General features: G+C 69.7%; 15 protein-coding genes. 9 read left to right on the top strand and 6 right to left on the bottom strand.

Features of this window, described 5'->3' with window-relative positions:
• The first annotated feature begins 129 nt into the window (after positions 1–129).
• The 3 genes from GR130_RS36150 to GR130_RS36140 are packed head-to-tail and all read left to right on the top strand — an operon-like array spanning position 130 to position 4,902.
• The gene (locus GR130_RS36150; protein ID WP_443043726.1) at positions 130–2,214 is read left to right on the top strand and encodes an HD domain-containing protein; all 2,085 of its coding nucleotides are present in this window, start codon (positions 130–132) and stop codon (positions 2,212–2,214) included.
• A gap of 55 nt (positions 2,215–2,269) precedes the next feature.
• On the top strand, positions 2,270–3,088 hold the full coding sequence (locus GR130_RS36145) for an IS5 family transposase (RefSeq protein WP_159504155.1): 819 nt from the start codon (positions 2,270–2,272) through the stop codon (positions 3,086–3,088).
• A 26-nt stretch (positions 3,089–3,114) separates the two neighbouring features.
• Entirely contained in the window at positions 3,115–4,902 is a 1,788-nt protein-coding gene (locus GR130_RS36140) for a wHTH domain-containing protein (protein ID WP_159508603.1), read from the top strand.
• Positions 4,903–5,377: 475 nt separating this feature from the next.
• On the opposite strand, the gene GR130_RS36135 is transcribed toward GR130_RS36140, so the two are convergent.
• Entirely contained in the window at positions 5,378–5,899 is a 522-nt protein-coding gene (locus GR130_RS36135) for a tyrosine-type recombinase/integrase (RefSeq protein WP_159508602.1), read from the bottom strand.
• Between the two features lie 1,347 nt (positions 5,900–7,246).
• Positions 7,247–8,575, bottom strand: coding sequence for a M20 metallopeptidase family protein (locus tag GR130_RS36130; RefSeq protein ID WP_159508601.1), 1,329 nt, complete (start codon positions 8,573–8,575; stop codon positions 7,247–7,249).
• A gap of 678 nt (positions 8,576–9,253) precedes the next feature.
• Between GR130_RS36130 and GR130_RS40100 the strand changes: the two genes are divergently transcribed.
• The 3 genes from GR130_RS40100 to GR130_RS36115 all read left to right on the top strand — a co-directional run bounded on the left by GR130_RS40100 (position 9,254) and on the right by GR130_RS36115 (position 12,613).
• Complete coding sequence (locus GR130_RS40100; protein ID WP_236573820.1) at positions 9,254–10,840, top strand: pentapeptide repeat-containing protein; 1,587 nt, start codon at positions 9,254–9,256, stop codon at positions 10,838–10,840.
• Positions 10,841–11,210: 370 nt separating this feature from the next.
• Positions 11,211–11,396 (top strand): hypothetical protein, encoded by a 186-nt coding sequence (locus GR130_RS36120; RefSeq protein WP_159508600.1) that lies wholly within the window; start codon positions 11,211–11,213, stop codon positions 11,394–11,396.
• Between the two features lie 758 nt (positions 11,397–12,154).
• Entirely contained in the window at positions 12,155–12,613 is a 459-nt protein-coding gene (locus GR130_RS36115) for a DUF7144 family membrane protein (RefSeq protein WP_236573819.1), read from the top strand.
• A 1,018-nt stretch (positions 12,614–13,631) separates the two neighbouring features.
• Here GR130_RS36115 and GR130_RS36110 read toward each other — a convergent pair.
• The gene (locus GR130_RS36110; protein WP_236573818.1) at positions 13,632–14,042 is read right to left on the bottom strand and encodes an MmyB family transcriptional regulator; all 411 of its coding nucleotides are present in this window, start codon (positions 14,040–14,042) and stop codon (positions 13,632–13,634) included.
• A 51-nt stretch (positions 14,043–14,093) separates the two neighbouring features.
• On the opposite strand from GR130_RS36110, the gene GR130_RS36105 reads away from it, so the two are divergent.
• Positions 14,094–14,390 carry a putative quinol monooxygenase gene (locus GR130_RS36105; RefSeq protein WP_159508599.1) on the top strand — a complete coding sequence of 99 codons (297 nt, stop codon included), beginning with the start codon at positions 14,094–14,096 and terminating at the stop codon, positions 14,388–14,390.
• 147 nt (positions 14,391–14,537) lie between these two features.
• Here the strand turns inward: GR130_RS36105 and rox are convergent, their stop codons facing one another.
• Complete coding sequence (rox, locus tag GR130_RS36100; RefSeq protein ID WP_159510446.1) at positions 14,538–16,010, bottom strand: rifampin monooxygenase; 1,473 nt, start codon at positions 16,008–16,010, stop codon at positions 14,538–14,540.
• Between the two features lie 220 nt (positions 16,011–16,230).
• Positions 16,231–16,704, bottom strand: a complete 474-nt coding sequence (locus tag GR130_RS36095; RefSeq protein ID WP_159508598.1) for a hypothetical protein — start codon at positions 16,702–16,704, stop codon at positions 16,231–16,233.
• Positions 16,705–17,090: 386 nt separating this feature from the next.
• On the opposite strand from GR130_RS36095, the gene GR130_RS36090 reads away from it, so the two are divergent.
• Positions 17,091–18,194 carry an aminopeptidase P family protein gene (locus GR130_RS36090; protein WP_159510445.1) on the top strand — a complete coding sequence of 368 codons (1,104 nt, stop codon included), beginning with the start codon at positions 17,091–17,093 and terminating at the stop codon, positions 18,192–18,194.
• 69 nt (positions 18,195–18,263) lie between these two features.
• Here the strand turns inward: GR130_RS36090 and GR130_RS36085 are convergent, their stop codons facing one another.
• Positions 18,264–19,541 (bottom strand): NAD(P)-binding protein, encoded by a 1,278-nt coding sequence (locus tag GR130_RS36085; protein WP_159508597.1) that lies wholly within the window; start codon positions 19,539–19,541, stop codon positions 18,264–18,266.
• Positions 19,542–19,953: 412 nt separating this feature from the next.
• On the opposite strand from GR130_RS36085, the gene GR130_RS36080 reads away from it, so the two are divergent.
• On the top strand, positions 19,954–20,598 hold the full coding sequence (locus GR130_RS36080) for a pentapeptide repeat-containing protein (protein ID WP_159510444.1): 645 nt from the start codon (positions 19,954–19,956) through the stop codon (positions 20,596–20,598).
• The last annotated feature ends 124 nt before the right edge of the window (positions 20,599–20,722 follow it).

The following is a 20,722-nucleotide window of genomic DNA, read 5'->3' as shown; positions in this document are numbered from 1 at the left end:
GAGATTCTGCCCGACCCCTGAGCGGGCAGCCGGTCGGCCGGATATTGGCGGACCTTGGTCGCGGATATCCGGAGGGTCGCGTATCGGTCTCCTAAGCTGTTTCCACGTCGCGACCGGGGAGGGCAGCGGATGGATCGGCACGGGCTCACGAACACCATCAGTGGCGGGTCAATAGAGGGGCCGGTGATCCAGGCGGCCTCGGTAACGGTGCAGGCCCCTGCCGAGCCAGCCGCTGCGCCTAGGGAGCCGTGGGTCCGCGCCGTGTTGGAGTCGGGCGTCTGGGCATACGCGGCCCCGCGCGACGTCGAAGCCCACCGGCAGCACGCGGCACGGCTAGCGGGACGGCTGGCCACGTTCCGACACACCGCCGAGCAGCGGATGGCTGGTGACCCGTGGGCCGACCCTGGGTTTGTGGCGCGGTTCGCGGACCGGGTGGAGTGGCTGCTCGGTGAGCCCGACGGGGCGCTCGACCTCTATCCGGCAGAGGTCGGGGTGCTCGTCCTGCTGCCGTACCTGTACCAGGCCCACCAACTCCTGCTGCTGGCCTCCCGCCTGGAGGTTGACCCAACCGACCTGCGACCGCGGCCGGGAGCTGTCGGGAGGCGTGCTGGGTACCAGTCCTTCCTGGCCAGCCACGACCTGCTGGTGAACCGGGCCGAACTGCGGCCGGAGGCCGCGCCAGTGATCGGATGGTGGCTGTACCGCCGCTGGGTTGCTCAGGAGGAGAAGGGGACAGACCGGCTCGCCGACTTGACGGCCGAGCTCGCCGCGGAGAGTGGCCCACTGACCGAGGTGTTGAGCCCACGACGGTTGGCCAGGATCCTCGCCGGTCTGCGGCTCGGCTCCGACGTCTGCAACTCCGAGTACTTGGGCCAGGTGGAGGCGGACGAGCTCCTGCCCGGGCCCGGCCGACAGCGGATCCGGGAGCAGCGGGCGAGCCTGCTGCTGGCAGTCGCGTACGGCGCCGCGATCGAACTCGCAGTTCTGCCGGACACGGTGGTCGAGCACACAGGAGTCCCGAACGCCGTCGAGCTGGGCGGGGTACGGCGTACCTTGGCCGGGATGGCATGGGGCGGCTCGCCGGAGCTACCGGTCCTCAAAGCGGTCTGCGAGCACGAGGCCGTGGTGGAGGCACTGCGCGAGCACACCGAGCGGCTGGACGGGCTGCTCCTCGCGGTCGGGCGCACCGTGCCCGACCGGATCACTCAGCCGATGCCGCCGCTGCCAACGCGCATCTCCGCAGACGGCGTGGTCCCGGCGGAGGGAACGTTCACCAGTGGTGCGCGGTTCCGGCTGGACGACCGCCGGGTGCGCGGCCTGCTGACCGGCACCCAGCTCTACAAGGACCGCGGCCTGGCCGTGCGCGAGCTGTACCAGAACGCCCTCGACGCGTGCCGCTACCGGCGTGCCAGGACGCAGTTCCTGCAGCGGTCAGGTCGCCCCTTCCATCCGTACGAGGGCCAGATCGACTTCGTGCAGGGGGTGGACGAGGACGGCCGCGAGTACCTGGAGTGCGTGGACAACGGGATCGGTATGGGCGAGGCGGAGCTGCGCGGTGTGTTCTCGCACGCCGGCGCCCGCTTCGCCGAGCAGCCCGATTTCCTGCTGGAGCAGGCGGAGTGGGAGCGGGTAGAGCCCCCGGTGCGGCTCCACCCCAACAGCCGGTTCGGGATCGGGGTCCTGTCCTACTTCATGCTCGCGGACGAGATCCGGGTGACGTCCTGCAGGATGGGGTTGGACGGTGTGCCCGGTCCTCTGGTGGAGGCGCACATCCTCGGGCCGAACCACCTGTTCCGGATCGTCGAGAAGCCGGAACGGGGCAGCCTGCCCGGCACTCGGGTACGGCTCTACCTGCGGGAGAGGCGCCGCTCCTGGTCGGGCCTAGACGCTCTGGCCGGGGTGCTGAGCATCGCCGAGTTCCGCACGACCGTGGAGCATGGTGGGCGGCGAAAGGTGTGGGCCGCGGGGGGTTTCCAGCCATTGGACGGCCGGGCCAGCGGTGACCTGGTGGAATGGAAGGACAGCCCGGCGGGCACGAAGGTGATCTGGTGCGAGCACGGAGGCATGCTGTTGGTGGACGGTCTCCAGATCGAGCCACAGCGGCGGGTCGGAGTGCTGTCGGGTCCCCGGGGTGTCGTGGTGAACCTGAGCGGAGACCACGCCCCGCGGCAGCTAAGGACTCCTAGCAAAATGAGCTGTACTGCCTTGGAATGACAGGCCGTCAGCCGGTGTTGTGCCTCTGTCTGGTGTTGTGGTGGGGGCGTTGGGCATGGTGCAGCGGAGGCCGTGGGAAGTCGAGGACGGGTTGTGGGAGCGGATTGCCGGGCTGCTGCCGGTGATTGAGCGCCGCGTGAGGTATCCGGGTCGCAAACGGCTCGATGACCGGCGGGTGCTGAGCGGGATCCTGTTCGTGCTGTACACCGGCATCCCTTGGGAGTTCCTGCCCCAGGAGCTGGGATACGGCTCGGGCAGCACGTGCTGGCGCAGGCTGCGCGACTGGCATCAGGCCGGGGTGTGGCAGGCTCTTCATGAGCTGCTGCTGGCCGAGCTACGTGCGGCCGGGCTGCTGGACTTCTCCCGGGCCGCGGTCGACGGCTCCCATCTGCGGGCGATGAAGGGCGGCGCGAAGACCGGGCCCTCACCGGTGGATCGGGGAAAGGCAGGCAGCAAGCACCACGTGATCACCGAAGCGCACGGCATCCCGCTGGCGGCCACGCTCACAGGCGGAAACCGCCACGACGTCACCCAGCTCATGCCGCTGGTCCACGCCATACCGGCCGTCAAAGGCAAGCGGGGGCGCCCCCGAAAGCGCCCCGGCGCTCTGTTCGCCGACCGCGCCTACGACTCCGACACCTACCGCCGCGAACTGCGCGAGGTGGGCATCCGCCCCCTCATCGCCCGCCGCGGCACCCAGCACGGCTCCGGTCTGGGCATCCACCGATGGGTCGCCGAAGCAGCCTTCGCCCTCCTGCACTGGTTCCGGCGCCTGCGCATCCGCTGGGAGATCAGGGAAGACCTCCACGAAGCTTTCCTCATCCTCGGCTGCAGCATCATCTGCTGGCGACGCCTGAAAACCTCATTTTGCTAGGAATCCTAAGTACCGACCGCCTCACGGTGCTGACTGACGTGTCGGACCGGGTCGAGGGGCTACTGACGGCAGCGGCGCCCGCCCTGGTGGCGAGTGGGGCGAAGTTCCTCACTCTGGAGTGGATGCAGGAGGTCGCCGACAGCAGCCCACGAACCGCGGACCTAGTCGCGGAGGCGGCGTTCGAAGCAGGGGGCGGGTTCGGTGCCCGCGGGCTGCCGACGGTTCCCGCCAAGGCTGGCTGCTTCCCGCTCGACCGGATGCTTCTCAACAATCTGCTGACGTCGAAGCGCCGCTCGGAACAATCAACGGACTCGACATTCTCGATCCCGGACCACATCCTGCTCTGGCGGATGCTCGCCCACGAAGACACCGATTTGGCGCGTGAGCTGGCGGAGCTTGTACCGGAGCTGGCCGAGCCGCGCCAGGTGGTCAGGGCCCGGCCGTCAGATCTGGAGTTGCTCACCGGGAAACGCGGCGGATTCGGGCACACCAGGCCAGCGGACGTCTTCGGCGTCGCCCGGCGGCTCGGCTGCGATCCGGCCGGCCCAGCGGAGCGACGACGGCTCTTCGGGGTCGCCGACGTGACCGTCCCCGGCTCCTCCCGTTCTGCTGAGTGGGATGTGTCCAACATGACCTGGCTCAACAAACCGTACGAACGTCACCGCTCATGCGCGACGATCCATGATCTGCTGGAGATTGGCGAGGCGCTCGGGGTGAACGCGGCCCAGGCGGCGGCCCGGCTGCGGTCTTACGGCATCGCGGTCGTGCCGGATGAGCTCCCGGACGGCGGACCTGACGAGGTGGATCTGCAGCTTCTCCATCGGGACGGCGAGATCGCCGAACACAAGGGAAAATGGTGCGACGAGCCCGTGCCGCCCGGCCACGTGGCTCAGGCCGCCCTTCGGACAGGGCTGAGCCCGGAGAAAGTGCGGCGTCGCCTCGAACGCTACGGCCTCAAAGTGGAACCGTTCGATTTCCCGGAGCGCCCGGACCAGGCGTATGTCAATTGGCTTAGCCGGGACCACAACGGGAAGTGGCCGTGGGTGAGTGCCGACGGACCACTTCCTCCCTGGCAACTAGTTGCCACCCAGGGCTGGTTGGATCTGCCCGCTGAGGACGTACGGGCTGAGTACGAGCACCTCGGCTTCACGCTGCCGCCGCGGGCGGCATGCCGGGAGTCGCCCGACGACTTCGAGCTGCTCGCTGGCAACTGGGATGTCGACTGGTCGCCCTTCCGGACGGACCGTGTGCCGGACTTCCACCAACTCATCGAGGTGGCAGAGAACCTGGGGCTCAGTCTGCGTGCGCTGACTAACCGACTTGCCGCCTACCGCGTGAGAACGGGCATGGTCCTGCCGCAGCGCGCGACCGAGCTCGACCGTGAGCTGTTCCGATACGACGACCTGTTGCGGATCGGCTCGGATGAATTTGACGAACGGGAATGCCCCTGGTGGTTTTGGCTCAGTCCGGACGACGAGATCCCATTCTTCGTCCTTGTCCTGGCTGCCCGGGACCTGGGCCGGCGCCCGAGGGAACTGGCGGCCCGGCTGCGCTCCTACGGTCTGCGCGTATCCCGCGAAGACCTTCCACCGAATCTCACCCACCGCGACGCGCTGCGCCTGTTGACCGCCAGTGAGGATCCGATACCGAAGCCGGTGGACCCGCCGATGCCGCTCGCCCAACTCGTCCGAATCGCCCGTCGCGTCGATCTGCCGGTGCCGGATATTGCCAGGCACCTCCGTGACCTCAGTGTCCACGTCGGCGACCTGGCAGACACCGTGCGGGCGGCCCTGGCGCGGGTGCCGTCTGGGTGACCGCAGAAGTCGCGAGAGATCCCCGTACGACCCCGATGGCAAGCGAATCGACTTCGCTCGTTCGACGCCACACTCCGGCGGGCTGAGCCGCGACGAACGACACTCGCCCACGCCTCCTGGGAGGGCTCTGGGAGAATATTTTCTCCCAGAGCCCTGTGGAACCGTCCCAGAGCAACCGAGGCCAACGCCCTGACCAGTGGAAAATCCCGCTGCGTCGAAACCCTTTCCTGCGTGAGCGATGCGTGAGCGGACGGCGGAACACGAGGCGCTGAAAGCCGAACCCAGCATCAGGCCGGATGGCGCTGACCTGCAAGAACAGCACCACCCGGCAGGACCGAGCACCCTCGATCATGGATTCGACCCCACTTGTAAAGCGAAGGTCGTCGGTTCGAATCCGACAGGGGGCTCTGGGTTTGACCAGGGGAAAAGCCCCGGGCCAGTCGTGGCCTGGGGCTTTTGACATCCGTGGCTGACATCAACGGGGGCGGTCAGTTCCCGTCCCGTCCTCGTCGCGGTGGACCCGCCGTTTCAGCAACCGGTCCATGTGGCTGATCGCCTCCCGTTGGGTCTCCTGAGCCACGTGCGTGCACACGTCCATGGTCATGCTGATCTGGCTGTGGCCGAGGATCTCCATCAGGACGTGAGGAGGCACGCCGGCCGCCGTGAGCAGGGTGGCGCAGCCGTGCCGGGCGTCGTGCAGACGGATGGGGCGAAGGCCGGCTGCGGCCGTGAGCCGGGAGAAGGAGCGGTTCGGGTTCCGCGGCTCGACCGGGCGGCCGGAGCGGGTGGTGAAGACGAGCCCGGCCGGGTCGAGCTTGGTGCTCCGCTTCTCTGCCTCGTGGGTCTGGCGGAGGCGGTGCCGGCGGAGCGCGGCCAGGCAGATCAGGGGCAGCAAGACGGGGCGGATCTTCCCGGTCCTGGTCGTGTCCTGGTACAGCTCACCGCCGATGCGCTTGCGCTGCACCTCACCACGCCCTACGCCATCGACATCAGCCATCGAGACACCCGCATCGAGTGGACCGCCCGACCCGTGCTCTTCCTCGGCCTGGCCCACCGCAAGGCGGTTGAACTCCCTGCCTGCGCCGAGAAGTTCACGCCACGGCCGAAAGCCCCCACGCCTTACTGAGTAACAACCTTCCCTACGGGTTCAAGCCGCTCGCTGCGCTCGCGGTGACCAGCCTCCCGAGGACTGCAAGCAGTCTGAACCTAGGGGTCAGGGTGCCGCGCACAGCGCGGCGGCGCCGGCCGTCGTCCGGCGCGCGCCTTGCCTCCTGTCTTCGCCCCGGCCGGCCCGCGCCGGACGCCGCCCGCGCCCACAAGGGGGCGAGGACCAGGCCGGGCCGACGACGCCGACGACAGATGGAGATGAAGCCTCCGGCGGGGGCGCTCCGGCTCCGGGATGGCGATCTTGTCGGCGAGTGCCGGCCGTGAGTGGCCGAGGCGAAGGGCTGCCATGGGTGCCTGTCGGCAGCCGGGGTCGGACAGGGTGGGGCTGACATCAACAAGGACGCGCAGCAATGACGGCGAGAATGCGCAGGTCGGTCCACGCGGGGGCCAATGGTTTGGCGACCAGGACAGCCCATCAAGTACGGGTAAAATAAGGGCAAATCGGGTGTTTTGTGACATGGTCGGCGCGCTAGCCTGATGAAGGTAGACGATCTCAACCCTCGGGGAGGGCATCATGGCCGTCTTCGCCATATTCGGATTCCGCAGGCCCAGCAGGGTCTGTCACACCTACTACCGAAACCACCGCCGGTATACCCGTTGCTACGGGTAACTGACCGAACACCTTGCTAGGGGCCAGCGCCAGACGCTGGTCCCTGCGGCTGCAGCAACGACCGCGAGCGGGAACCTCCGTGCCACAAGCGAGCCGGATCGGGCAGGGAACCACGGGGAACAGCGTCCGGGTGCGGTACGGCCATCAACCAGGCACGGCCTATTTGCGGCCAAGCGAGGCGAGACCGACCGCGATTGGCCGTGTGACCTGGACAAATGCCCTACGGGGCCGCGCTCTCCGGAGTCGTTTGCACTACAGCGGCGGAGTACCTGCGCGGGGTCATCGACCCTTTGGGCCGATACCGGCAGTGCCGCGCCTGGCCGGGACCCGCGCCATGACACCACCATCCTCCGGTGCACCGCCGTACCCGCGCTGTGACGCCGCCGTTTGGCGCTCCGCACTCGGCCTGTGAACTGGGGAAACACCCCAAGGTGACTCCGTCGGGAGAGACCCGACCGGGGCGCTCGCAATTCCTGCCGGGCTGGCGTGACGCCCGGAGGCAGTTACGACAAGTGCGGCAAGAGAGCGTACGTCGTCCAGGGCGCGGTCACCCGCGCCGCGATCCGGCTATGGCTCCGGTGAGGACCTGCCGGAGAGCCCCTGGTCGCCGGACCCTGCGGGCAGGTCCTGCGTCCTGTCGGTCCGCCCCGCGATCCAGCCTGCCATTGCCCGTATGCCGACGCCGATGGCGCGCTCGTCCGGGGCGAAGTCGGGGTAGTGCGGATAGCTGGCTGTGATGGGTGCACCGGGGGCACGGACGCCGAGGAAGGTGAACGTGCCGGGGACTTGGTCCAGGTAAAGGGCGAAGTCCTCGCCGCTGAAGGGAGGGAAGGCTGCACGGAGTTCAGTAACCGCGCCCCGACCGAGTGTGCGGCGCAGGTGGTGGGCGAGCACGCGGGCGTCTCGCTCCGGGCAGACCATGGCGGGGAACGGCTCGGAGGGAAAGCCGACCTTGGCCCCCGCGTATGACGTGGCCAGTCGGCGGACGTCCGCACGTACCTCCACGTACCGCTCCTGCGGCCAACAGCGGTAGGAAACGCTCACCTTGGCCTCCTGCGGTCTGGCCCGGACAGCCACGAAGCGGGCCAGCGGCCCGTTGGGCGTTCGGGCCTCGGCGACCAACCGCTCCAGGTCCGCGGGCGTCTGTGGCAGTGGCACCGTGGCGAGCGCGCCGATCTCGACGGCCAGTCGCCGGGCGGCATCGGGCGCGTCCGGCCCTGAGAGAGTCACCTCTGCCTTGTTCTGGCCCGGCAACCCGTAGCCCCCGGTGACGGCGAACCGGCCGACGGGGAACGGCCCGCAGTGCAGCGCGTGGATCTCCTCCACGCAGGTGCGCTCCAGCACGCCCGCGTCGATGATCGCCCGGGCGCCGGACAGGGTCTCCTCGGCAGGCTGAAAGAGGAACACCACTGTTCCGCTCAGTTGCTGCCGCAGCCGCGCCAGGACCTGCGCGATGCCTAGAGCCACCGCGGTGTGGATGTCATGCCCGCAGACGTGGGCTGCCGCCGGGCCCCCTCCGACGATGTCTTTGGGCGGCACCGCGTCCATGTCCGCCCGGTACGCGACGGTGCGGCCTGGACGCGAGCCCCGCAGGACGCCGACGACGCCGTGGCCGCCCACCCCTGTGGTGACGGTCAGCCCGGCCGCCCGCAGCTCTCGGGCCACCACACCGGCAGTACGCTGCTCCTGCCCCGGCGCCTCGGGGTGCCGATGAATGTCCCGCCGCAGCTCGATCAGCCCACGCTCCAGGCGTGCCACCTCGGCGTCCACCGCTCTTTGCTCCACTGGCCGTCCCCACCCGCTGGCGACGGCCTTGTCCGCAGCTCCCCACGTGATTCCCGCGCCGACTGCCGCCGCTCCGCCCAGCAGCGTGCGGCGCGCGAGTGCCTGCTCCATGGGACTCTCCACCGCTCCCCCTCCGTGATCGTTCAAGTGGCCTTCCGGAACGTCTGACAGGGCAGCCGGCTCGGCACCGCACGTTCTGTTCGGTCGCTGCCCGGTGAGCGGAAAACCCGTTACGACACGATGGCTGCACGCGGATGCCGTTGCCCATCCGGCGAGCCACCGCTCAGGAGTGGGGGTAACCCCATCGTGGAGCCCCGCCGGCGCTTTACTTCCAGACGTCCGCGATGTGCGACAGGAGCGCCACCGCGCCGGCCCAGAGTCCGAGGATGACGAGGAGGGCAAGGGCCGCTGCCATGACCAGGCTGATGGATGGCGACTGCGCCTCTCGTCGCTCGTTCTCGCGGCCCTGTACGGCCTGTTCGTGATCCGCTGAGTCGCAGCCTGGGCAGCCCGTTGTCTTGTGTTCCACAGGGCTTTCGCTGTACCGGTTCGGGCTGCTCATGGCCCTCCGCGGTTGGTTGCACGTCGTCTCGGTGTTCAGTCAACGACCGTCGGTCACCGGCCCTCAACGAACTTGCTGTTTCGCGCGCTGCTGCTCGGTGGCGAGCTGCTGCGTCAGCGCGGCCGGGTCCGGCGGGGTGTCGTCCTGGACCAGCCCCAGAGTCCGCCCGACCACGGACTCAACGAACTCGCCGCAAGGCCAAGGCTGTTTGGTCCATGCTCGACACCATGCACAACTCCTCTGAGCGCCCGCAGCCACGAGGACGCCACACACCACACCTGAGGTCTGTGTGGATCGTCGCCCCCATCGCCCTCACCGTCGTGGGAGCGCTCGCCTTCGGCCTCTACCAAGGCATGGACACGCTGCTCACCGCGGAGAATCGGACGGGGAAGCCGGTCGACGTCAACAACGTCATCAAGGCCACCGTCACGGTTCTCACTCTCATCGGCGCCGTCCTCACCGGCGTCTACGCCTACCGCAAACAACTCCTCGCGGAGGGCGACTCACACCGGGCGGACGCGAGCCAACTCGCCGACCGATACTCCACCGCAGCGGAGCAGATGGGGCACGAGCAGGCCGCCGTTCGGCTCGCCGGCGTGTATGCGATGGCGAGGCTGGCGGATGACTGGCCGGAGCAGCGGCAGGTGTGCATCGACGTGCTGTGCGCCTACCTGCGCATGCCCTACAAGACCAAACCCACTGCAACCGGCTACAAGCCAGGCGAGCAGGAAGTTCGGCTCACCATCATCCGGATCATCCGAGACCACCTCCAGAACCCCATGGCACCGACGACGTGGTGCGGGCTCAGCCTGGACTTCAGCGGAGCCACCTTCGACGGCGGAGACTTCTACGGGGCGCGGTTCACCGGAGGCACGGTCTCCTTCGCGGGTGCACGGTTCTACGGCACCTTCGTCTCGTTCCGCGCCGTGGGGTTCGCCGGCGGCACGGTCTCGTTCTCTGGTGCGTGGTTCGGAGGCGGCACGGTCTCGTTCGGCGGCGCGGAGTTCGCCGGTGGCATGGTCTCGTTCTCTGGTGCGTGGTTCGGAGGCGGCACGGTCGCCTTTGGCGACGCAAAGTTCACGGGCGGCACGGTCTCTTTCCGCACCACGCAGTTCGCCGGCGGCGAGGTCACCTTCCATGGCGCGGGCTTCGTCGGCGGCTTGGTCACCTTCCATGGCGCGGAGTTCACCCACGGCGAGGTCTCCTTCCTTGGGGCGGAGTTCACCCACGGCGAGGTCTCCTTCCTTGGGGCGGGGGTCAAAGGCGGTGTGGTCTCTTTCCGTGGCGTGGGGTTCACCGGCGGTGTGGTCTCCTTCGACGGCGTGGGGTTCGCTGGCGAGGTCTCCTTCGCGGATGCACGGTTCGCCGGTGGCGAGGTCACCTTCCATGGCGCGGGGTTCACCAGAGGCGAGGTCTCCTTCCGTGGCGCGGAGTTCACCGCTGGCACGGTGTCGTTCCGCCGCGCAGGGTTTGGCGGTGACGTGGTCTTCTTCGACCGCGCGGGGTTTGCCGGCGGCGAGGTCACCTTCGACAACGCGGGGTTCACCAGAGGCGAGGTGTCCTTCCGTGGTGCGGAGTTCACCGCCGGCACGGTCTCGTTCCGCGGCGCGGGGTTTGGCGGTGGCGTGGTCTTCTTCGACCGCGCGGGGTTTGCCGGCGGCGAGGTCACCTTCGACGGCGCGGGGGTAACCGGCGGTGTGGTCTTCTTCGACGGCGTGCGGGTCGAGAGTGCGGCCGACATCGATTGGGGCCCGTTCCACGCGATTCCGCCGAGACCGGAAGATCGGCAACACCAGGTGTATCTCGGCCCCTGATCCGGTCCGGTGTGCAGGGTGAGTTCACTCCCGCACCAGGGGCACGGACGGTCGGGTATCGGGGTGTTGCGCCGGTCGAGGCCGAGGGTGCGCAGCAGGCGGGCCTCGGCGGCCCGGACGGTGCGCCGTGCCTCGTGCAGTAGGTGCGGGCGGGGCGAACAGATCGCGACGAGCAGCTCGCCCCACAGGCGCCGGATGGCTTCCAGCGCGGAGACGGCTTCGCGAACGGCGGTGGGCGTGCCCCCGGAGAGAGTCCGGGGGCATCTTCGTATGGGGGCGGTGCTGTCGCCCCGTTGCGGGTTCAACGTGCGGGCCGACTTGGCCTCCAGCAACCTGGGACCACGAGCGCATACGAGAAGGGATCCCGCCCATGGGTGCCAGGGACCAGTTCAAGGACAAGGCCCAGAATCTCGCGGACCAGGAAAAAGCGAAGCGCGGGGGCGCCCAGGACGAGGCTTCCGAGCGGGCCTCACAAGCCAAGGACGCCGCCCAGGATCAGGCTGAGCGCGAGGCCCAAGAGGCGCGGGACAGGTTTGACCAGGATTACGACGTCTAGCCGGCCACGTGTACACGCAACCAGAAGGGCCGCGCGGCCTTTGCCGCGCGGCCCTTCGGCGTCCTGCGGGCACGCATCACCCGGGAAGGTTCGTATCCTCCCGGGTCCTCAAAATCGCAGGTCAGCGGGGGTGGATACATGCCCATTGCGTGCCCATCGCGTGCCCGGAGGGCGCCGGATGGGGTGACGGAGGGCGGTGGTCAAGATGCCGCCGCAAGCCGCTGACGTGCACCTATTGACTTGAGGCGGCAGGTGGTGAACCCCCTTGCCATGATCGCTCCCGGGCTTGTGAAGCGAAGGTCGTCGGTTCGCATCCGACCGGGGGCTCTGTGTTTGAGCAGGTAAGAAGCCCCGGGCCGGTCGTGGCCTGGGGCTTCTGGCATCTGTGGCGCACCATCAACGCGGGCGGTGAGCCCGGGGCACGCGGCATCCGCCGCTTCCGGAACCGGTCACGGCCTTGGAGGCCCTGGGGTCCAGGTCGTTCATACAGTGGCGTGCTCCACCTGGGCACCGGGGGCCAGTCCCACTCCACTGGCGTATGGGGCGACGGCGGACGGGATGGCAGCGGGGACGTCGTGGTTCCTGTCCGAGACGGGATTCAGGGAGCCTGTGAAGAGCGTGCTCCAGCCACGACCCGGGGGCGAGCAGCGGGGTAGGCGTCCGCGGTGTCCGGGTGGCGGGTTGCAGTCGCGGCACCGAAGAATTGAGGTGACGCTGTCAGGGGAGCGTGGCTCGCCTCGCACGAGCTGTGTGCGTCGGTGGCCGCGCTGGACAGAAAGGCGGCGGCCATGGCAACGGTGCCCAATAAGGGGCGGCAGGGGAGTCCCTACAGCAGCGAATTGATCTCCGGCGAGTCCCTGTTCGCGGGAACGACGCTGATGCTGAGCGGGCCGCTCAGCATTCTTCAGGGCGTAACCGGCATCACCCGCGACACCGTGTTCTCCTCGCCTCGGTACGACTACCGGTTCGATCTCACCGCTTGGGGTTGGATTCACCTTGTGGTCGGAGTGGCGCTCGTCGTGGCAGGCGTGGGGATTTTGCTCGAAAAGAGCTGGGCGCGCGCGGCCGGTATACCGGTGGCGGCAATCAGCCTGGTCACCCAGTTCATGTTCGTTCCGTACTACCCCGTGTGGTCGATCATCGTGATGACGCTCGACCTCCTGATCATCTGGGCGCTGAGCAGATCGTTCCATCCCGGAACCAGCGGCGGTCGGTGAATCCGGACCGGGCCTTTGCCGGTGGGAACCGGGTAGGGGCTCACAGCGCACCGTCCAGGTTCCTTTATATGCGCGACAATTGGGTCGCCGACGCCCTCCAGCAACCTTCCCGACCGCAGGCGGCACCGGGCGGCGCACCGGGGATCGGTGGCGGCAGTGGCCTCGGCGGCCGGCTGGTGTTGACGGATCGCACCCGGCCGTCGGCCCCCGGGGCGCCCTGCTCGTCATGCGCCCCCTGGGGCACGGCTCGCCCTGAAGCCCGGCCGGACCGCGCTTGCCCTTGAGGCCGCCGGTTCCGACCAGGGACGTGTGTCAGTCGGCCCCGTGTCCTCAAACCGTCCGGCGACGGTCACCTCTTACGCGCTTGTTGTAGGGGGGTGAGGAATCGCCCGGTGACGGAGACGGAGACGGAGACGGTGACGGTAACGGTAATGGTGACGGTGATGGTAATGGTGGGGATGCTGGCGGGCGGTGCAGAGGCGCTTCACGTTTTACGTTTCTCATTGTGTGGTGGGTCGTTGAACGGGCTGAGGTATACCGAGGCAGCCGTGCCTCGGTAGGAAGAAGGGAACACAACTGTGCGTCGAATGAGTTCCGGTATGGCCGTGGCCACAGGCATTGCCATGAGTGGCGTGTTCACGGTCGTGGCTGCCCACACGGCCTCTGCGACCGTTACCAGCGGGCCCCTCCCATATGCCGACTGCATGAAGGACCTGAAGGTGCAGCACGGGACGGAGAAGTCGCCTGCGATCGTATGCGATGCGATGGCGAAGCAGGGGTGGATTCAGCAGCCGACGGGCTGACTCTTTTCGCCTGCTGCCAAGTCGCCTCGTTGGGGGCGATGGTGTTGTCGCCCCCGTGCCTTGACACCACGTAATTTACTTTCTGCGATGGCAGGGCTGGCAGTGCTGGCAGCGATGGCAGTGCGGTGAGCGTGCACGGTCATGTCGGCGACCTCGCCGTGCGAAGGGACGTGGACGCTCGCGGTTTCGGGTCGGCGGCGCTCGGGGGTGGCCCGTCAGCCGACCGGTGCGCCTTCCTCGGACCAGGCGGTCAGCAGCCGCAGTGCGGTGTGTGAGGGGGAGTCTTCCTCCACGGTGTGGGCGATCAGGGCCTGGTCCGGGTCGTCCGGCAGGCGGAGGGTCTCGAAGCTGAGGTCCGGTTCGCCCACCACGGGGTGGCGGTAGACGTAGCGCCCATGGGTCTTGTCCTTGAGGCGGTGCTCCGCCCAGACCTCCTGGAACACCGGGCTGGCGGCGGCGAGTTCGTCGACCAGCTCAGCGGTGTGCGGATCGCCCGGGTGGCGTGCGGCGTCGAGGCGTAGGTAGGCGGCCACGTCACCGGCCTTGCCGCGCCAGTCGGCGTAGAGGTTGCGCATCCCCTCGTCCAGGAAGACCAGCCCCCGTACGCCACAACTGCCGTATGCCACAACCGTCGTACGGCACAAGGACCGCCGTACTCGACAAGGAGATCGCCGCCCATGTCCGTCGTCGTCATTGCCGAATGCCTGGCCGCTCCGGGCCGGGAGGACCGGCTCCGTACCGCCCTGGAGGCGATGATCGAACCCTCTCTGGAAGAACCCGGCTGTCTCGCGTACAGCCCTTACGCCGACCCCAACCGCCCGGCCCGCATGGTGGTTGTCGAGGAATGGACTGACCTGGAGGCTCTGGAGGAGCACTTCGCCACCGCCCATTTCCTGCATGCCGGGCAGGTCCTGGACCGTGTCCCGGCCGAGCCCATGACCGTGCGGACGCTGGTGGCCGCCCCTGCCGGGTGACGACGACGCCGGGTACCTCGGTCCGGTCGAGGCCGATGTACCCGGCGGGGCGCGATGGGGCAGGGCGGGAGGCCGCATCTGCTGGGCGCTCCGGTCCGCCCCGGCGGGCAGAGCCGGGGCAACGGTTCGCTGCGGGCGCGGCCGCGGTCAGCCGACCCGCGCGCCGAACCACCTCGGTATCCGGCTGAGCAGATCCGCCTGGTCTTCGCCGGCCCAGGCCACGTGCCCGTCGGGCCGCAACAGCACCGCGGGTACGTCCAGTTGCTCGCTGACGTCGTTGACGTGGTCGATCCGGTCTTCCCAGCCCGCCACCGAGAGCCGGCCGGTCTGGTCGAGCAGGAGTCCGCGGCCGCCGTGCATCAGCTCGTAGAGGCGGCCCTGCTTCAGGCTCACGTCCCGCATGCGCCGGCCGAGCAGTTCATGCCCCTCGCCGAAGTCGTAGCGGACCGCGAGTGCCGTGATCTTCTCGGTCAGGTACCGGTTCACCTCGTCGAAGTCCATCAGTTCCGACAGCAGTTGGCGCACTGCCCGAGGGCCCGGCTCGGTGGACATCAGCTCGATCTGCGCGCGGGTGTTGACCAGCACGTCGGCGGCCACCGGGTGCCGTTCGGTGTGGTAGCTGTCGAGCAGTCCGTCCGGTGCCCAGCCGGCCACCTCGGCGGCCAGTTTCCAACCGAGGTTGAACGCGTCCTGGACGCCGAGGTTGAGCCCCTGCCCGCCGGTCGGCGGGTGGATGTGTGCCGCGTCGCCGGCCAGCAGCACCCGGTCGACCCGGTAGCGCTCGGCCTGCCGGGTGGCGTCGCCGAAGCGGGAGAGCCAGCGCGGTGCGTGCGCGCCGAAGTCGGTGCCGGCGGTCGCCCGCAGCTGCCGGGTGAACTCCTCGAAGGTCGGCGGGACCGAGCGGTCAGCGGCCAGCCCCTCGGCGGGCACGACGACGCGGTACACGCCGTCCCCCAACGGCATGGCGCCGAACCGCTTCTGGGTCTTGCGGACTTCGGCCATCACGGCGGTCAGCGTCTCCGGCGGCGCGGTCAGCTCCATCTCGCCCAGCAGCGTCTCGACCCTGCTGGGCTCGCCGGGGAAGCCGACGCCGAGCAGCTTGCGCACCGCGCTGCGTCCGCCGTCGCAGCCGACGAGATAGCGCGAGCGCAGCTGCGTGCCTTCCCCTCCCGCGGCGGCCGCGCCCCCATCGGCGGGGGTACCCCCAGGAGCCAGTTCGACGGTCACCCCGTGCTCGTCCTGGCTCAGCCCGACCAGCTCGCAGCCGCGCCGGATCTCGGCGCCGAGTTCGACGGCGCGCTCGGCCAGCAGGCGATCGGTGGTGGTCTGCGGGATGCCGAGGACGTAGGGATGGGTGGTGTTCAGCCCGTCGGGCGCCGGCTTGTCGATGGCGGCGAAGAAACCGCCGACGGGGTACTGCCGGCCGTGTGCGAGGAACCGCTCCAGCAGACCGCGCTGGTCCATCACCTCGATGCTGCGTACGTGCATGCCGAGCGCACGGACATACGGGAGCGGCTCCGGCTCCCTCTCCAGCACGACCACGTGCACGCCGTGCAGCCGCAACTCGCAGGCCAGCATCAGACCGGTCGGTCCGCCGCCGGCCACGATGACGTCGATCACCACTACCCCCATGTGCGCAGGTTCTCTTGCTTCGGCCGGTGATTCTGCGGCACGACCGGGGCCTTGCCGCAAGGCCCCCCATGCGCTATATGTTGAGAGTGGCAAGGAGTGGGTAACCTCCTTGCCTTTGTTTTTGCCCCGTTGTCCCGTCGGCTGTCTCGCCCGTGTGCAGCGACGGGTCGGGGTGGGGTGTCGGGGTGGGGTGCGGGCGGGCCCTCGGTCAGTGGGGCCACTTCTCCGGGGTGCTGCTGGTGATCACGTGGCAGACGGCGGGCTTGCCGGGGCCGGGGGACTTCCCTGAGGCGACGACCCGGATGCCGTCCAGCAGGATGCGGCAGGTGGCGGTCCCGTTCCCGCTCGGGGTGACCTCCACGCGGGCCTCTTGGCCGGTGTTGACGACGACGTTCGTGCTCCAGGGCAGCTTGGTGGAGCCCAGCCGCTCGTCCCTGTGGCCGGGCTTGGACCTGTCGGGGTTGTGCCGGAAGCTGAGGGCGGCGGCCTGCGGTTCGCCGCCGGACGACGCGGCCTCGTACTTGAGGTACCAGGCGCTATCGCCGCTCCACTTCTTCAGCTCGGTCATGTGGTCCTTCGCCCACAGCATCCCGCCGAGGATGAGGGCTCCGATCGCCACGAAGGAGATCACGAAGAAGAGGTCACCCCGGCTGCGGCGCGACGACTGGTGTGGGGGTGCCATGGTGACCTCGGCCTGTTTCCGTGCCTGTTCCGTGTCTGTCCGTGCCGGTCGGCGCGGCGTGGTGCTGTCTGCGGTGCCGCACGCGGCGGCTCGGCTTTCCACGCCACCGTACCCACGGCGGGCATGGCCCGTAGTCGACCCGCTGGCCGATCTCCGCATCAGCCTCCGGTCGCATGCGCCCCGTGCGCGGGACGGCCTAAAGGATGACCGGCGGAGGGTGATCACGGCCCGGACGCGGTGGCCCCGGGCCGGGACGGTTCGGGGCTTTCAGGGGTGCGCGGGGGCGCGGTGGGTGGCGCTGGAGGGGTGAACGGGGCTTTGGGGGACTGGTTTTGACGGCGCGGGTGGGGGCTGGGCGGCGTAGGTTCGGTGGCATGGTGAGTGCGATGGCGCGGGACGACTATGCGCGGCGGATGGAGCGGGCCGGGCTGGCGGCGGTGGAGGCCGGGCTGGCCGGGCTGATCGTGACGCCGGGGCCGGATCTGGTGTGGCTGTGCGGGTACCGGCCGCCGGCGGTGACCGAGCGGCTGACCGCGCTGGTGATCGAGCCGGGGCGGGCGGCGCGGCTGCTGGTGCCCGTGCTGGAGCAGCCGGATGCGGAGCGTGCGCCGGGGGCCGGGGCGCTGGAGGTGGCGGGCTGGTCCGACGGGGCGGATCCGTATGCGGAGCTGGGCAAGTGGCTTGCGCCGCACCGGCGTTACGGGGTGGCGGACGGGATGTGGGCGCTGCATCTGCTGGGGCTGCAGCGGGCGGTGCCGGGGAGCGGGTATGCCGCGCTGACCGAGGCGGTGCCGATGCTGCGGGCCGTCAAGGACGCGTACGAGGTGGAGCGGTTGGCGGCGGCCGGGGCGGCGGCAGATGCGACATATGAGGACATTCTGGGCGTGCGCTTCGGTGGGCGGCGGGAGTCCGATGTGGCGGCGGATCTGGCGCGGCTGCTGATGGAGCACGGGCACAGCCAGGTGGACTTCACGGTCGTGGGGTCGGGCCCCAACGGTGCCAACCCGCACCATGAGGCGGGGGATCGGATCATCGAGGACGGCGACATGGTCGTACTCGACTTCGGGGGGCTGAAGGACGGGTACGGGTCGGACACGACGCGGACCGTGCATGTCGGGGAGCCGGGTTCCGAGGAGCGCAAGGTGCACGGGATCGTGCGGGAGGCGCAGCAGGCGGCGTTCGAGGCGGTGCGGCCCGGTGTCGCCTGCCAGGAGATCGACCGGGTGGCCAGGCGGGTCATCAAGGCGGCGGGGTACGGGGAGTACTTCATCCACCGGACCGGGCACGGGATCGGGGTGACCACGCACGAGCCGCCCTACATGGTGGAGGGCGAGCACCTCCCGCTGGTGCCGGGGATGTGCTTCTCGATCGAGCCGGGGATCTATTTGCCGGGGCGGTTCGGGGTGCGGATCGAGGACATCGTGGTGTGCACGGAGTCGGGCGGGCGGCGGCTGAACGAGACGGAGCGGGGGCTGGCGGTGGTGGCGTAGGGGAGTTCGGGTGTCCGGGTGTCCGGGTGTCCGGACACCCGGGTGCCCGGTGTCCGGGCGCCCGGCTGTCTAGAGGGCCGATGTCCGATCCGGGGATCGGGTCTCGGAGGGGGCGGGTGTCTGCTCCGTGGGACGGGCGTCTGAGGGGGCGGGTGCCTTGTCCGTGCGACGGGTGCTTGACCTGGGGGTGTCGGGGTGCGGGCGCGGGCCGCCGGAGAGGGCGAGCGTGACGGCCTCCAGGGCGCTGGTGAACGAGACCTCGGAGAGCACGCCGGGTGCCGCGACCTGGTCGCCCGCCAGGTAGACGCCGTGACCGCGGTCGATCGCCGGGCGGTCGCGCCAGGTGGTGCCGGGGAGGTCCACCGCTCCCGTACGGCCGGTGGCCAGCGACTCGCGGCGCCAGGTGATGCGGTCGCGCCAGTTGGGGAAACCGGCGTCGAGGAGGCGTTCCGCGCGGGCGATCCCGGCGGCGCGGGCCTCGTCCGGGGCGATGCCGACATGGCCCTGGATCAGCTGTTCGCCCTCCGGTGCAAGGTCGGGATCGGGGCCGGTGAACCGTTCGATCCAGCCGGGGAAGTCGAGCCCGGACACCACGAACGGGTCGCCGCGCCGGGTCCGTACGGCGAGGTCGAGCAGCACGGCGCGGGCGCTGCTCCAGCGGAGCCGGTCGTCCTTGAGGAGGGCGCGGGCGGAGTCGAGCTGGGTGGCGACGACGACCGGGGTGTCCTCCGGCAGCGTCTCGACGCGGGCCTCGGTCTCGATGCGTACGCCCAGTTCACGGGCGTACCGTGCCATCCGGTCGATGAGTGTGACCCAGCCCCCGGCGATGTAGTGGGCCTCGGGCGGGAGGCTGGTGTTGCGGCGCAGCCGCTCCTGCACGAAGGCGGCGGAGAGCGAGCCGGGGTCGTGGTGGAAGGTGGAGACGCCCACGTAATGGGCAGCGGCGCGGGCGGTCGGCTCGCCGACCCGGCTGCTCGCCCAGCTGAGGAAGTCCTGGTCGACCGGGGCGGTGCGGCGGCGGCGCAGCGTCGTCACCAAGCCGAGCGGGGGCAGCCGGTGCAGCCTGCCGTGGTGCAGGAAACGCAGCCGGGTCGCCTCCAGGGGGCGCAGCGGGGCCAGCGGCGGCAGCAGGCCGCGCTTCTTGAGCCAGGGCCAGTGCGGGCCGCGGTTGTAGAGGGCGTGCGCGCCCTCGTTGGTGCGGTACGGGGCGTCGGAGGTGCGGGCGCGGCCGCCGAGGGTGCGGTGGGCCTCGTAGAGCGTGACGGCGGCGCCGGACTCGGCGGCGGAGATGGCCGCGGTGAGGCCTGCGAAGCCGCCGCCGATGACGGTGAGGCGGTGGTGGGCCATGTGAGGCTCCTCCTTTGGTGGCTGTGGCTGTGGCCGTGGCCGTGGTTGCGGTGAGGCGTGTTCGGTCGTGCGGGGGTGCTCTTGGGCTTGGACGGATGAGGGTGCGGCGGATGTGACATGGGGCTGGCGAATCGGGTGTTTGTGCAGGCCAGGGCGATTGTCAGTGGTGTGGGTCACTATGGGTCGAGTAGCCGCGGACCGGTCGCGGGCTGGTCGCCAACCGCTCGCGAACCGCTCGCGGAGGGATCGCTGAGGGTTCAGGGAGGGGCAGGGAGGGTTCAGGGAAGGTCCGTGAGGGGGCGAGGGCGGAACCGCGAGTGGGCCACTGAACGGGATCGCGGTTCGGGACAGTGGAATCGGTTCGTGCGGGACGGAAGGCGGTGATCGCGTGGCAGGGCGCGGCAAGGAGACGGTGCGCGCGGTGCGGCGGCCGGAGGTGCGGTTGCCGGAACTCCAGCCGTACGACGGCGCGGAGCTGGAGCCCGAAGGGGACTACGACGGGCTGGAGTTCGCGGGGACGGACTGTTCTCGGCAGTCGGCGCGGGGTGCGAGATTCATGGACTGCGCGCTGCGGCGGTGTGTGCTGGACGAGGCGGTGCTGAGCCGGGCGCGGATCATCGACAGCGTGCTGAGCGGGGTGCGCGGGGTCGGTACGGACCTGTCGCAGGCGATGCTGCGCGATGTGGAGGTGTCGGACGCCCGGCTCGGCGGGATACAGCTCCACGGTTCGGCGCTGGAGCGGGTCGTGGTGCGCGGCGGGAAGATCGACTTCCTGAATCTGCGCAAGGCGAAGTTGCGGGATGTCGCCTTCGAGGGGTGCGTGCTGGTCGAGGCGGACTTCGGCGGCGCGCAGCTGGAGCGGGTGACGTTCGACGACTGCACCCTGGCGCGGGTGGATTTCAGCGCGGCCCGGATGAAGGACGTCGATCTGCGTGGTGCCGCTGCGGTGGATATCGCGCGGGGGATCGACTGCCTGGCGGGCGCGGTGATCAGTCCGGCCCAACTGATGGATCTGGCACCGGCGTTCGCGGCACAGGTGGGCGTACGGGTGGAGTGAGCGGGTGGGGTGAGTGGATGAAGCGAGCGGGTGGGGGGTGGATGGGGTGAGGCGGCGGTGCAGGGGGAGCGAAGCGGTGGAGCAGGGTGGGTGGAGCGACGTGGGAGGGCGTGCGGGGCGTCAG

Source organism: Streptomyces sp. GS7 (assembly GCF_009834125.1).
Lineage (GTDB): Bacteria > Actinomycetota > Actinomycetes > Streptomycetales > Streptomycetaceae > Streptomyces.
This window is presented reverse-complemented; position numbering and strand designations above follow the sequence as displayed.

What these genes read in the sequence shown, in the direction of transcription:
- GR130_RS36135 (WP_159508602.1), bottom strand. Translation starts at nt 5,899, where the DNA reads ATGGCTGATGTCGATGGCGTAGGGCGTGGTGAGGTGCAGCGCAAGCGC.
- GR130_RS36150 (WP_443043726.1), top strand. Translation starts at nt 130, where the DNA reads ATGGATCGGCACGGGCTCACGAACACCATCAGTGGCGGGTCAATAGAG.
- GR130_RS36130 (WP_159508601.1), bottom strand. Translation starts at nt 8,575, where the DNA reads ATGGAGCAGGCACTCGCGCGCCGCACGCTGCTGGGCGGAGCGGCGGCA.
- GR130_RS36095 (WP_159508598.1), bottom strand. Translation starts at nt 16,704, where the DNA reads ATGGCACCCCCACACCAGTCGTCGCGCCGCAGCCGGGGTGACCTCTTC.
- GR130_RS36145 (WP_159504155.1), top strand. Translation starts at nt 2,270, where the DNA reads ATGGTGCAGCGGAGGCCGTGGGAAGTCGAGGACGGGTTGTGGGAGCGG.
- GR130_RS36120 (WP_159508600.1), top strand. Translation starts at nt 11,211, where the DNA reads ATGGGTGCCAGGGACCAGTTCAAGGACAAGGCCCAGAATCTCGCGGAC.
- GR130_RS36105 (WP_159508599.1), top strand. Translation starts at nt 14,094, where the DNA reads ATGTCCGTCGTCGTCATTGCCGAATGCCTGGCCGCTCCGGGCCGGGAG.
- GR130_RS36090 (WP_159510445.1), top strand. Translation starts at nt 17,091, where the DNA reads ATGGCGCGGGACGACTATGCGCGGCGGATGGAGCGGGCCGGGCTGGCG.
- GR130_RS40100 (WP_236573820.1), top strand. Translation starts at nt 9,254, where the DNA reads ATGCACAACTCCTCTGAGCGCCCGCAGCCACGAGGACGCCACACACCA.
- GR130_RS36085 (WP_159508597.1), bottom strand. Translation starts at nt 19,541, where the DNA reads ATGGCCCACCACCGCCTCACCGTCATCGGCGGCGGCTTCGCAGGCCTC.